The following is a 13278-nucleotide window of genomic DNA, read 5'->3' as shown; positions in this document are numbered from 1 at the left end:
CAGATAGAGATGTCAGAAAAAACTTGAACACCAACAGCAACAACAAACATCCAAACCGATTATTAAAAAACAAACAAACACAAAAAAGCCGCCCACACTTTTACATGCAGGCAGCCGGTAGATATTAAACGTGGAATTTATTGCTTGACGAACTCGCCCGCCAGGCCAACAACATCGCCATCAAAGTTATTACGAGAACCGAACGCCTTCAGTTTTGAGTAATTATGATCAGGCGAGAACAGTGTCCACGCCTGGTAGCCGGTGCCATCGTTCAGGGCCGCGAACGTGATGATGGTTGGCTGACCGCTGCTGTTCTGGAAGTGGTAGTGCCCATAACTGACGTCGTAATTCACACCGTTCTGGCTCAGCTTGCCGCTGAAAGTCCCGTTCGAGTCATTACCATCGGTGATGACCAGTTTGGCGCCGGCGTTAGCGTTTACATAAGTCCCGTTAATACTCGACATAATGAATTTCCTTTGTCGTGAAATAAGTATCTTCCAATGAATGCAAGTTCTCTCCTGAAAACTCACGAAACAGAGCATGGACGGACATTCCATTATTGTCCACGCACAAAACACTTATTGTCGGACGAAAGCGCTATATGCACTACCCAAACACTTCATAATCTATACCCCCGGCCTACCTGTTTATTGCGACTGGCACTAACGCTTTAAATATTCAAACAGTGCCTAGGGTCTGTACGAAAAGTCGCCGAGTGGCGATCAGGCAAGGCAAAAACAGGCGAGGAAGCGGAGTTTACGGGTTGTAAATGAGCATTCCGAGCCTGTTTTTAACGCAGCATGATCGACACGCAGGCAGTTTTCGTACAGAGCCTAGAATTCATAACGACCAGTCACACCCAATGTCCGCGGTGTTCCGAGCAACCCTTCGTACCCGCCGTTGCCGCCCGTCCAGAGGGTCGTGTAATAGGTTTTGTCGAAGGCGTTCTTCAACCACAACGAAACGTCCCACTGGCCGTCGTTGAAATCGCCGCGCAAGCCTGTGGATAAATTCACCACGGCGTAGCTGGGGATCTGCCCGAAATCGGAGTCCTCGACCGTGCCCACCGCTTTGGAGCGGAACGCGTAGCTGGCGGTGACGTATTCTTCCAGGCCGTTATTGAGGTTCCATGTGTATTCGCCGTTGGCGTTGCCGATCCACTTCGAGGCGCCGACCACTTGATGGCCGCTGAGGTCGCACGATGCCGGCGCACCAGGACGCAGACTGACTTCGGGCGGGCATGGCGCATCCTTGTAGGAGAGGTAACTGACGTCGTTGTACGAGCCGTTGATGTTCAGCGTCAGGCCTCGCAGCGCAATCAGCGTGCTTTCCACTTCCACGCCCCGTGAACGCACCGAGCCGGCGTTGGTCAGGTACTGCACGCGGTTGGCTTCGTCATAGGCGTTGGTCTGGTAGCCGTTGACCCGGGTCCAGAACAGGTTGGCGTTGAGTTGCAGGCGTCGGTCCCACAGGGTGCTTTTGAAACCCAGCTCGGCGTTGTTGGCGCGCTCGGTGCCGATCAACAAGGAGTCGGCGCCCGCCGTCGGTGCAGAGCCGACCACCAGGTTGACCCCACCGGATTTCTCGCCATGGGACAAGGTCGCGTAGCCCAGCAGATCATCGGTGAAGTGGTAACTGAGGTTCAGCAAACCCGATGGGCTGCTGCTGTACTGATTCAGATCCCCGGAATCGTATGCCCCGGTGCGACCGCGCCGGGCGTTGGTCGCCGCACCAGTCACTGCTGCGCCGCCCAACGGCGCATCGCGGGTCACCCACGCGCTCTTATCCTCGTAACTGCCACGCACCCCGGCGGTGAAATCCAGCCGCTCGGTGAGGTGCCAGGTGCCTTGGGCAAACAGCGCAAAACTGTTGGTTTCGATGTGACCGTTGCCGACCGTGCTGACGTTGGCCAGCGCGCCCCGTGGCGTGCCATTCCAGATGTCGGCTTGCGGGCCGTAATAGGCGAAGGATTTGTTGTCCAGATCCGAGCCGAAATAGTAGGCGCCCAACACATAATCGAAAGCGCCACCGGTAGGTGAGGCCAGGCGAAACTCCTGGGAATACTGTTTGTCTTCCACCGAAACGCCTGCGTTGTAGGCAGCGGCCACATTCAGGCCATCGTCGTTGCGCGGGGTGAAGTTCCACCAGCGATAAGCGCTGACCGACGTCAGGGTGAAATCGTTCGGCAAGGTCCAGTTGGCCTCCAGCGAGGTGCCGCCCTGGAACACGGTGACGTGCTGATCGTTGTTCAGGTTGACCTTGCGGTGGGAGCCGTCCACCAGGGTCGCACCCGCCGCCCTGGCCCGCGACTGGTAGAGGTTGACGCCATTGATGGTCGGCCCGGTGCTGTAGAGCACTCGCGTCCCGGCGCTGGAATCCTCTTCGTTGTAGTCGCCGATCCAGCGCAGGTTGAAGCTTTCATTCGGTTTGTAGAGCAACTGGCCGCGAAAGCCCTGACGCGAGCCGCCATTCAAATCATGACCGTCGTACTCGTTCTTGATGTCGCCGTCACTGCGGGTGCGATAGGCAGAAAAACGCCCGGCCAGCTCATCGTTGAGCGGCCCGGAAACCGTGCCCTTGGTTTGAAAGTATCCGTCCTCGCCGACCGAGGTTTCGATGCTGCGCTCAGGGGTGAAACTCGGCGCGCGAGTGCTGATGTTGATCACCCCCGCCGTGGTGTTTTTGCCAAATAACGTCCCTTGCGGGCCACGCAGGACTTCCAGTTGCTCGATGTCCATCAGGTCGAACACCGCCATGCCCGGCCGTCCGAGGTAAACGTTGTCGATGTACAGCCCGACGCTGCCTTCCAGGCCATCGCTGGCCGGGTTGTTGCCCAGGCCACGGATCGACACGCTGGACTGTCGCGCATGCATGTAGGCCACGTTGACGCTGGGCACCAGTTGCTGCAGATCCTGGATGCGATAGACCCGCTGGCTCTCCAGCGCCTGGCCGCTGATCACGCTCATCGGCGTCGGCACCGCTTGTGAACTTTCTTCGCGACGCCGGGCCGTGACCGTCACGGTTTCCAGCCGCCCGTTGTCGGCCTTGGCCTTGCCGGCGGTGGTTTTGCCCGCACCCTCGGGCGGGGTTTCGGCCTCGGCAGCGTACCCCTGGGTCCAACTGGCGCTGCCGGCCAGCAACAAGGCCAAAGGCAGGCGCTTGAGCCGTCGTGGCGTTAAGGGTGACGCGAGATTCAACGGGCTCATGGGCGGCTCCTGGTCAAAAAATACACACAGCGCATATTCTTTAAAGTTATTTATTTATGTTTTTACAAAGATTTACTGCATAAGAGATTGCCTTTATAAGGAGTCGACCTAATGCATATCCAATGCATTTCCCCGATATTTTTTATGTGAAAAATGCATATCGATTTGCGCCAACTCCGTCACTTCATCGCCCTCGCCGAACAGCGCAGCTTCGTCGCGGGCGCGATGGCGGTGAACCTGTCGCAATCGGCCTTCAGCCGCAGTATTCAGGCGCTGGAACACAGCGTCGGCTGCCAGTTGGTGGACCGCGGACGCAAGGACCTGGCGCCGACCAAACAAGGCCAGGTGCTGCTTGAACACGCGCGGCGACTGGTCAGCGGCGCGCAGCAAATGGCCAACGAGATCAGCCAGTTCAATGGCCTGGAGGCCGGCGAGTTGCGTTTCGGTTGCGGCCCGGCGCCCGCCGCCGGGTTGATCCCGCGTGCGATCGGCAGTTTCATCGGACGCTACCCCAAGGCGCGGGTGCAGTTTCAGGTGGACGACTGGCAAACCCTGGGCAAGCGCCTGCTCAGTGAAGAGTTCGAATTCTTCGTCGCCGACACCCGACAGTTCGAAGCCCACCCGGATTACCTGACCCAACGCCTGCGCCCGCGCAAATGGCATTTCTGCTGCCGCGCCGGGCACCCGTTGGCGGGCCTGGCATCGGTCAGCGCGGCGCAACTGATGAGCTACCCGATGGCGGTCAGCATCCGCCCGCCGAACCTGCGCAAAGTCATCGTCGACCTCAGCGGCCGCCCGGACTTCAGCCCCAATGTGGAATGTGAAAACAGCTACAGCCTGCTCGGCGTGGTACTGCGCTCGGACGCCATCGGCATCGTCGGCGCCTACAGCGATGTGCTGCATCACACCCGGGGCGAACTGGTGTGCCTGAAAATCGAAGGGCTGGCCGATGACCTGGAGGAGCTCTACACCCGCTACGGCATCGTCAGCCGCGCGGGGTATCGGTTGTCACCGTTGGCCGAGGCGATGATCGCGCAGATCAAGGCGATTGATGAGCGTGATGACGAGGTATGTTCATTGGAGAACATCGCTGTCTGATCGCGAGCAGTTCCCGGACAGCAATGCACTTGCTGCATAAAAACCATTCCCCAAACGCACTTGCCTCACCCCCACCGCACCAGCGAAAACCTTCACCTGTCCTCCACTCGGTGAACCCCATGCCCAACACCCAGAACCCCGTGCGCAACGTGCTGTACATCATGTGCGATCAACTGCGCCGCGATTACCTGTCCTGCTACGGCCACCCGCACCTGCACACCCCCAACATCGACCGCCTCGCCGCCGCTGGTGTGCGGTTCAGTCGTGCTTACACCCAAGGCACGATTTGCGGACCGTCGCGGATGTCGGCCTACACCGGGCGCTACGTCAGCAGCCATCAAGTCGCCTGGAACGCCGTGCCGCTGCCCCTCGAAGAACTGACGATTGGCGACTACCTGCGCCCCCACGGCATCCGCACCGCGCTGGTCGGCAAGACCCACGCCACGCCCAACCTCGACGCGCTGCAACGCCTGGCCATCGACCCCGCAAGTACGCAGGCCGAGGCACTGAACGAAGTGGGGTTCGAGCCGTACTTCCGGCACGACGGGATCTTCCCCGACGACCCGCTGTTCGACGACAAACGCGAGTCGGCGCCCTACACCCATTACCTGCGCGAACACGGTTTTGACGGTCGCAACCCCTGGCACGACTGGGCCAACGCGGGCGCGGGCGCACACGGCGAAATCCTCAGTGGCTGGCACATGCGCAACGCCCACCTGCCGGCACGGATTCCCGAGCAGCACTCAGAAACCGTGCACACCACTGACCGCGCCATCGACTTCATCCGTGAGCAACAAGACCAGCCGTGGTGTTTGCACCTGTCGTACATCAAGCCGCATTGGCCCTACATCGCACCCGCGCCTTACCACGCGTTGTATGGCGCCGATCAAGTCCTGCCAGCCGTGCGTGCGGCCAAGGGAGAGGCAAGCGATCACCCGGTCTACCACGCGTTTCGACAGCACGAAGAGAGCCTGAATTTTTCCCGCGATGAGGTGCGCCTGAACGTAATCCCGACCTACATGGGCCTGATCAAACAGGTCGATGATCAGCTCGGGCGGCTGTTCGATTTTCTCGAAAGCAGCGGCCGCTGGGACGACACGCTGATCGTGTTCACCAGCGATCACGGGGATTTTCTCGGCGACCATTACCTGGGGGAAAAAGAGTTCTTGCTGGAGCCGGCGGTGGGCGTGCCGTTGATCGTCCGCGACCCGCGTGCGGCGGCGGATCTCACCCGTGGTTCGGTGGATGCACGACTGGTGGAAACCATCGACGCCCTGCCGACATTTCTTCAGGCGCTGGGCCTGCCGAGTGCGGAACATCGGCTGGAAGGACGTTCACTGATTCCGCTGTTGCACGCAGAAAAAACCGACTGGCGCCGCTATGCAATCAGCGAATACGACTACGCCTTCCAGGCCCCGGCGCGCGAACGCTTGGCACAACCCATCGACCGCTGCCGCATGACCATGGTGCGCAGCGACCGCTGGAAATATTTGGCGTACGACGGCTTTCGGCCGCAGCTATTCGATCTGCTGAATGACCCGCAGGAATTGCACGATCTGGGTACAGACCCGACCTGCGCGGCGGTGCGAGAAGAACATGCAGGGTATCTGTTCGAGTGGATGCGAGGGCTGAAGCGCCGCACCACCATCAGCCATCAGGAGATTGAGCTGCGCGGGCAGTGGTTTCGGTATGGCGAGCCCGAGATCGAGAAAGTGGTGCAGATCGGCGTTTGGTGAAAAAGCATCACGAGCAAGCTCGCTCCCACAAGGTCTGTGTCTGTTCACATTGACTGTGTTCAACACAAATCCACTGTTGGAGCGAGCTTGCTCGCGATAGCGTCAGATCAAACGGCGCCGATTTCAGCCGCCTTGATAGTCTGACTCCGCTGCCCCTCCACCCCTACCGGTACTTCGCCCCTGAGCGTCACGCGACGCACGATCCGTTCCTGCGTGCCGTAATCATCCACCGCGTAATGCTGGGTCGAACGGTTGTCCCAGATCGCCACGTCACCGGCCTGCCAGCGCCAGCGCACGGTGTTTTCCAGGCGCGTGACATGACTTTGCAGCAGGTTGAACAAATGCGCCGAATCGGCCTGTGAATAACCCTTGATACGTTTGACGAAATGCCCCAGCAACAGGCTTTTTTCGCCACTGATCGGATGCACGCGAACCACCGGGTGCTCGGTCTCGTAAACCGTCGAGGTGAAGATTTTGCGATAGCGCTCCAGCTTCTCTGCCGAGACATCGGGCTTGGCGCCTGCGTAGTCATATTCGTTGCTGTGCACCGCCCAGAGTTTGTCCGCCAGCTCACGCAACTCCGGCGCCAGTTCGTTGTAAGCGCTTGCGGTGTTGGCCCACACCGTGTCGCCACCGTGAGACGGCGCCAGCACCGAGCGCAGGATCGAGGCTTTCGGGTAGGCGTCGACGAAGGTCACGTCGGTGTGCCAGGAGTTGGCACGCTGGCCTTCAGCACCATCCAGCTCCAGCAGGTAACGGGTGCCGTCGCGCACTGGCACGGTCGGGTGCGCCACCGGTTCCCCGAGCAAATGCGCAAAGGCTTCCTGACGCTGATCGTCGAGGTGGGTCTGGGCACGGAAGAAGATCACTTTGTACTGCACCAGTGCCTGCTGGATCGCTTCGACCGTGCTGGCGTCCAACTCACCGGACAGCGCGATACCGCGAATCTCGGCACCGATGCGACCGGCCACCGGATGAATTTCAAGCGCGTGAACAGCGGGTTTTACAGCTAAAGCGGCATTGCTCATGGGTAGACCCTCATCTGACTGCTTACGGTTGAACGGCAGCGAACCAACGCTCTATCTATATTCAATTTAGATCTAATAGATATTCACATGCTTCGTTGACGGAATAAGAGCTTGCATTTAAAACCTCAAGCCACCCTCGTCGCAAATGCCTTCGAGCTATTTTTAGGATGCCGGGAAAGCATATGGATCTTCGCCAGTTGCGTTACTTCATCGCCCTCAACGAACACCGCAGTTTTGTCCGTGCGGCGGATGCGATGGGCATCACTCAACCGGCGTTCAGCCGCAGTATTCAAGGGCTGGAACAGGAGTTCGGCTGCGTGCTGGTGGACCGAGCCAACAAGGATCTGCGCCCCACCCCCGAGGGCCAGGTGGTGCTGCAACACGCCTTGACGCTGGTGCAGGGCGCGGCATTGCTCAACGCCGAAGTGACGCAAATGACCAAGCTTGACGCGGGTGAGTTGCGCTTTGGTTGCGGCCCGGCGCCAGCGGTCAAACTGGTGCCGGACGCGGTGGCGCAGTTCGTCAATTCGCACCCGAAAGTACGCACCTGTTTTCAAGTGGATAACTGGGAAAAACTCAGCCGCGCCCTGAGCCGTGAAGAGATCGAATTCTTCATCGCCGACATCCGCCATTTCGAGGCCGATCCGAACTTTCAGACGCGCGCGCTAACCCCCAAGCGCGGGGTGTTTTTCTGCCGCCCGGGGCATCCATTGCTGGCCAAGGAAAGCCTGTCGACCAACGACATGTTCGACTACCCGCTGGCGACCACGCTGATCCCGCCGGGCATTCGCAAACTGCTGGCGAACCTCAGCGGCCGCACCGATTTTTCACCAACCATCGAGACCGAGCATTTTCCGGCACTGGTGAAAATCGTGTTGCAGTCCAACGCGATTGGCGTGGGCACCGAGGAAGCGTTTGTCGAAGACATCGCCCAGGGTTCGCTGGCCCTGCTGCACTGGCGCAACCTGCCGCAGAACATCGAGAGCATGAATGCGCGGTGCGGGATTGTGAGCCGCACCGGGTTCCGGTTGTCGCCCGCGGCGCGGGCGATGATCGAGACGTTGGTGGCGGTGGATAAGCTGGAAGTTAGCGTCGCAGTTTGACCGCTCTTGTGGCGATGGAAGCTTGCTCCCGCCGGCCGATCCGCGCCAGGGCGCAGCAGTCGCAACCCGGCCACCGAGTTCTGACTGAATGAATGCGGTACTTCAGGTTGAGGCGGCTTCGCGCTCCAGCGGGAGCAAGCTCCCTCGCCACAGTTGAGTGCTTACAGTTTTGCCGCAGTCAATTGCGGCGCCACCCATTCGCTTACCTTGAACGGCTTGCGAATCAGCTTCTGCTGCGAAGCCAGGTCCACGGCGTCCTGCAATTTGCCGAGGAACACCGGGTCCAGGGTCGAGGGGAAAATCTCGCTCAGTTTCTGGTCCTTCAGGTCCTGCTGAAGAATCACCTGTGGATAACTTGCCAGCCCCGACACCAACTGAATGTAGGCGTCCTTGTTGCTGTCCTGGGTCAGCCACTCGACGGCTTGCTGTTGCGCCTTGAGCAATTTCGCCACGGCTTCGGGATGCTCGTCGACAAATTTCCCGGTCCCTATCAGCACGCTCTGAATACTGCCCGCACCCCCCAGATCCTTGGTGCTCAGTGGCAACTCGGCCAACCCCCTGGCTTGTAACGCGGTCAGCCCGGAGCCGCCCCACGACGCGTCGATCTGTTTGGCCGCGAGTGCCGCCACCGCAGCGTTGAAATCCAGGTTGATGACTTTCAGGTCCTTCTCGCTCAAGCCCTGGCTGGCCAGTGCGGCGTCGAACGACAGTTGGCTGGCGGTGCCCCGGAAGATCGCCACGCGCTTGCCTTTGAGGTCCTGCAAGGTCTTGATCCCCGAACCCGGCACCACGCCCAGATAATGCTTCACGCCACGGGCCGAGGCGCTGAGTAGCCGGGTGTCGAGGCCGTTGGACTTGCCGATGATCGCCGCGAGGTCGCCGAGGTACGCCAGGTCGACCTGACCGTTGGCAAAGGCTTCGTTGATCACAGGGCCAGCACCCTTGAAGAAACTCCACTGGATGGTGATGCCCTGATCGGCGAAGGCCTTTTCGAAAATCTGCTGCTGGCGCAACACGTCCACCACCCCGCCGCCACTGTGCTGCGTGCCGGCACTGAGGTCCGGTACGGCGATGCGGATTTCCTTGAGTTCGACCGCGCTGGCGTTCAGCGCCAGACCGGCGAGCACACCCGCAGCGAACAGATTGATAACGCGTTTGAAGGGAAAGTTCATGGGGGCAGCTCCTGATCACGGCGGGCGTTGAGGAGCCAAAAGTAGGCACAGTCGATCCAAACATTTAAATACTAAAAAATAACAATTTAATAACTAAAAAACATATACCCGCTAAAACGTACGTCCTGACGCGGTATGCAAAAACAGCATCGAAAATATTCTTCGAATGCATTGGATGCGTGGAAGCAGCAGGCCTTAAATGGCTTTTCTTATCTCCAAAAAGCATCGTTTTTAAATTTCATAGATCCATTTTGCATGAGCCTAAATCCTGTAGGAGCGAGGCTTGCCCGCGAAGAGGCCATCACATCCAGCATTGATGTCGGTTGTTACATCGCCTTCGCGAGCAAGCCCGCTCCACAAGGTCACCAACGGAGGTCCCTTCATGGCCCGTGTTTCCCTGCTGAGCCTGCCGCTGGCCGCACCCTCGTTAAACGCCCGGCGCTTGTGGCCAAGCCTGAACCAACGCCTGCTGCCGTGGCTGCTGCCGATCAGTCTGTTCACGCTGTGGTGGCTGGCCAGCCGTTATCACTGGATGAGCGAGCAGATCCTGCCCGCACCGTCGCTGGTCTGGAGCAGCGCGGTCGAGCTGTCCGGTGGCGAACTGTGGAGCCACTTGGCGATCAGCCTTCAGCGGTTGTTCTGGGGCTTGCTCACGGGGATCGGCGCAGGTGCTGTGTTCGGTGCCGCACTGGGTTTCAGCCAGCGTTTTGAACGCCTGGTGTTCCCGACCTTCGCCGCGCTGGCGCAAGTCCCGACGCTGGCGTGGGTTCCACTGTTCATGGTGTTTTTCGGCATCGGCGAAGTGTTGAAACTGGTGGTGCTGATCAAAGCCATCGTAGTGCCGGTGACCCTGCACACACTGGTCGGCGTGCGCGATGCCCAACCGAAACTGCGCGAAGCCGCAGCCGTATTGCGCTTACCGCCCAGGCTGCTGATTCGACGGCTGATACTGCCCGCCGCACTGCCGGCGTTCATGGCCGGTGTACGGCTGGCGCTGGCGGCCGGGTGGACGTCATTGCTGGCGGTTGAATTGCTGGCATCCAGCGAAGGCATTGGCTACCTGATGGTCTGGGCGCGGCAGTTGTTCATGCTCGACATTGTTTTCGTCTGCATCGTGGTGATCGGCGTGTTGGGCGTGGCGATGGACCGTGGCATCGGCCTGCTGGATCGCCAACTGGTGCACTGGCCGCACCCGGCCACCGCTGAAATCCGTCGCGGCCCGCGCTATCAAGGCTGGCAGCGCCTGCAATCGTGGCTGCTGCCACTGGCCCTGCTGACGCTGTGGCAAGTTGCGGTGGATCAGCAGTGGGTCGATGCGAACATTCTGGTCAGCCCCTGGGCGGTGCTCCAGACCACCGGCCACGGGTTGCTCGATGGCACGCTGCTCGGCGGCATGGCGCTGAGCCTGGGCCGCACCCTCGGCGGGCTGGCGCTGGGTGGTGGTCTCGGGTTCGGGCTGGGGCTGTTGCTGGGGTTGTCATCGGTCAGCGAACGCCTGCTCGGCCCGACCCTCGCGGCCATCCGCCAGATCGCGATTTTCGCCTGGGTGCCGCTGCTCACGGCGTGGTTCGGTCTGGGGGAACTGGCCAAGTGGGTGTTCGTTGCCCTCGCGGCGTTCTTCCCGCTGTTCATTGCTACCCAGCGCAGCGTCGCCAACCTCTCACCGCAGCTCAACGAAGCCGCGCAAGTCCTGCGCTTGAGCCTCGGCCAACGCCTGCGCCGGTTGATCCTGCCGGGCGCCGCGCCGGGGATATTCGCCGGGTTGCGCCTGGGCCTGATCTACGCCTGGCTCGGCACCATCGGCGCCGAATATTTCATGCCGTCCAACGGCGGCATCGGCAGCCAGATGATCGGCGCCCAGCAACTGCTGCGCATGGACCTGATCATGGCCGGCATGTTGCTGGTGGGCCTGACCGGCGCCCTGCTCAACCTGATTGGCCAACACATTGAAACCCGCGCCACGCGCTGGAGGCACGTATGACCGCACCGATTGTCAGCTTCAACCATGTGGGCAAAACCTTCGACGTCGACGGCTTTGAGCTGGAGGCGATTCACGAATTCAACCTGGACATTGCCGAGGGCGAATTCGTCGCGATTGTCGGCTCCAGCGGCTGCGGAAAATCCACCTTGCTGCGCTTGTTGGTAGGGCTGGACACCCAGTTTCGCGGGCGCATCAGCGTCGACGCAAAAGCCATCTCCGGCATCGGCGGGGAGCGCGGTATCGTGTTCCAGGAACACCGTTTGTTCCCGTGGCTGACGGTCGAAGAAAACATTGGCCTGGGCCTGGTCAACGAACCGCTGAGCGCTGCCCAGCGACAAAAGCGCATTGGCGATTTCATTGAGTTGGTGGGCCTCACCGACTTCACCCGCGCCTACCCGCATCAACTGTCCGGCGGCATGGCGCAGCGAGTCGCCATTGCTCGCGGGTTGGTGGCCAGCCCACGGATTCTGCTACTCGACGAACCCTTCGGCGCCCTCGATGCGTTGACCCGTCAACAGATGCAGGACGAACTGCTGGCGATTCGCAGCCGGGCAAGCATTACTACGGTGCTGGTCACCCATGACGTGGAAGAAGCGATCTTCCTCGCCGACCGCGTGGTGGTGATGGAGCCGCGCCCCGGACGGATCAAACAAGTCGTCGAGATCGCCCTGCCCCATCCGCGCCAGCGCAGCAGTTTCGACTTCCATCAATTGCGCGAAGAGCTGCTGCACGAACTGACCAGCAACGATCACTACCAACCGCCCATTCCCGAGCAGATCCGCGACCTGCCGCTGACGTTCATTGCTTGCTGACGTGGAGGTGACTGGCGTGATCCTCAGTGCTTTGCCGTTTCAGCCGGATTGAGGCCGCAATCACGTGCGCACACCTTCCACGGTTCCACCCTGAACCTCATCCTTGCGCACAAACCGGTTCGCCCGTGCAAACGTGCCGAAATCGTTGAAGCGCACGCCCATTTCGCGCATCACTTTGTGCGCCACCGGCACGGTCATCTGGCGCAGGTAAAACGGTTCTTTCACCACAAAGTGATGGATGCCGTGGCTGCTGCCGAAGTTGAAGCAAAACGCCTGCAACGGCCACATCCACCACGGGTTGAGCACTTGGGTTTGCTGGATCACGTTGCCCGGTTCGATGTCGCCGTAGTAGTGCATGTTCGAGCTGATGAAGTGCAGGCAAAAAGTGCGCAGCACGTTCGGTCCGATGATCACCACCGCCGCAATGTCGATCACCTGCATCACCGACAGCGTGGTTGCTGACCACTCCACCGACGTTCCCAGTAAATACGCGATGCCGTTGGCGGCATGAAAACCCAGGAACAGGTACCACGCGCCCCAATGCATCAGCGCCAATGGCGCGTAGACCTTCAGGGTGCGTTTGACGATGCTGAATTTGTGCGCCCGGGTCTTGGCGCGCAGCAGGCGGATGAACGCCGACATCACGTTGTCGCCCACCATCAGCAACCGCGCAATGCCCCAGGGCTCGCCGTTGGTGATGGCGCGTTCTTCCATGTCGGTTTCGCTGCCGGACACCTTGTGATGGTTGAGGTGCAGGTGGCGACGAATCCACGGATTGATGGTGCTCGGTCGCGCCAGCCAGACCAACCCCATCATCAGGTTGTGCGGCACACGCTGCTTGCGGAAATACATGCTGTGGATCAGGTCGTGTTCCAGCTCATGGGTCAGCGACGCAAAAAATGCATTCAGCAGCAGGCATACCCACCACGCCATGTGCCCGGTCATGTACAGCGCCGCCGAGCCGAGCATCCCGGCCAGGGCGAAGGCCAGAATGCCCGCGCCCAACGCATCCTGATGCTTGAGCAGCGGGTAGCGCTCACGCAACTCGACACCGCGCGCCAGCACCACTTCACGAATATGTGCTGATCGCTGCGCTGCATTCAGTCGTTCGGGACTTGCAGAAGTACCGTGCATGCTTCCAT

General features: G+C 60.2%; 10 protein-coding genes. 5 read left to right on the top strand and 5 right to left on the bottom strand.

What is annotated here, in order from left to right; genetic code table 11:
- Positions 1-137: 137 nt before the first annotated feature.
- On the bottom strand, positions 138-464 hold the full coding sequence (locus AABM54_RS01095) for a hypothetical protein (RefSeq protein WP_347903175.1): 327 nt from the start codon (positions 462-464) through the stop codon (positions 138-140).
- A 369-nt stretch (positions 465-833) separates the two neighbouring features.
- Positions 834-3206: a TonB-dependent receptor gene (locus AABM54_RS01090; protein WP_347903174.1), complete on the bottom strand. Its 2373-nt coding sequence runs from the start codon at positions 3204-3206 to the stop codon at positions 834-836.
- A 153-nt stretch (positions 3207-3359) separates the two neighbouring features.
- Here AABM54_RS01090 and AABM54_RS01085 point away from each other — a divergent pair, with 153 nt between their 5' ends.
- Together AABM54_RS01085 and AABM54_RS01080 are read left to right on the top strand one after the other, a co-directional pair.
- Positions 3360-4304 carry a LysR family transcriptional regulator gene (locus AABM54_RS01085; RefSeq protein WP_347903173.1) on the top strand — a complete coding sequence of 315 codons (945 nt, stop codon included), beginning with the start codon at positions 3360-3362 and terminating at the stop codon, positions 4302-4304.
- A 119-nt stretch (positions 4305-4423) separates the two neighbouring features.
- Complete coding sequence (locus AABM54_RS01080; RefSeq protein ID WP_347903172.1) at positions 4424-6040, top strand: alkaline phosphatase family protein; 1617 nt, start codon at positions 4424-4426, stop codon at positions 6038-6040.
- A 107-nt stretch (positions 6041-6147) separates the two neighbouring features.
- On the opposite strand, the gene AABM54_RS01075 is transcribed toward AABM54_RS01080, so the two are convergent.
- Positions 6148-7068, bottom strand: coding sequence for a TauD/TfdA family dioxygenase (locus AABM54_RS01075; protein WP_347903171.1), 921 nt, complete (start codon positions 7066-7068; stop codon positions 6148-6150).
- 182 nt (positions 7069-7250) lie between these two features.
- Between AABM54_RS01075 and AABM54_RS01070 the strand changes: the two genes are divergently transcribed.
- Entirely contained in the window at positions 7251-8171 is a 921-nt protein-coding gene (locus AABM54_RS01070; protein ID WP_347903169.1) for a LysR family transcriptional regulator, read from the top strand.
- A 161-nt stretch (positions 8172-8332) separates the two neighbouring features.
- Here AABM54_RS01070 and AABM54_RS01065 read toward each other — a convergent pair whose 3' ends face one another.
- On the bottom strand, positions 8333-9343 hold the full coding sequence (locus AABM54_RS01065; RefSeq protein WP_347903168.1) for an ABC transporter substrate-binding protein: 1011 nt from the start codon (positions 9341-9343) through the stop codon (positions 8333-8335).
- Between the two features lie 382 nt (positions 9344-9725).
- Between AABM54_RS01065 and AABM54_RS01060 the strand changes: the two genes are divergently transcribed.
- Positions 9726-11324, top strand: a complete 1599-nt coding sequence (locus AABM54_RS01060) for an ABC transporter permease subunit (protein WP_347903167.1) — start codon at positions 9726-9728, stop codon at positions 11322-11324.
- The gene (locus tag AABM54_RS01055; protein ID WP_347903166.1) at positions 11321-12136 is read left to right on the top strand and encodes an ABC transporter ATP-binding protein; all 816 of its coding nucleotides are present in this window, start codon (positions 11321-11323) and stop codon (positions 12134-12136) included. The genes AABM54_RS01060 and AABM54_RS01055 overlap by 4 nt, the downstream gene beginning before the upstream one ends.
- 60 nt (positions 12137-12196) lie before the next feature.
- Here AABM54_RS01055 and AABM54_RS01050 read toward each other — a convergent pair whose 3' ends face one another.
- A complete protein-coding gene (locus AABM54_RS01050) occupies positions 12197-13270 on the bottom strand; it encodes a fatty acid desaturase (RefSeq protein WP_347903165.1) in 1074 nt (357 codons plus the stop codon).
- Positions 13271-13278 lie beyond the last annotated feature (8 nt).

This window comes from Pseudomonas purpurea (assembly GCF_039908635.1).
In the GTDB taxonomy this organism is placed as follows: domain Bacteria; phylum Pseudomonadota; class Gammaproteobacteria; order Pseudomonadales; family Pseudomonadaceae; genus Aquipseudomonas; species Aquipseudomonas purpurea.
This window is presented reverse-complemented; position numbering and strand designations above follow the sequence as displayed.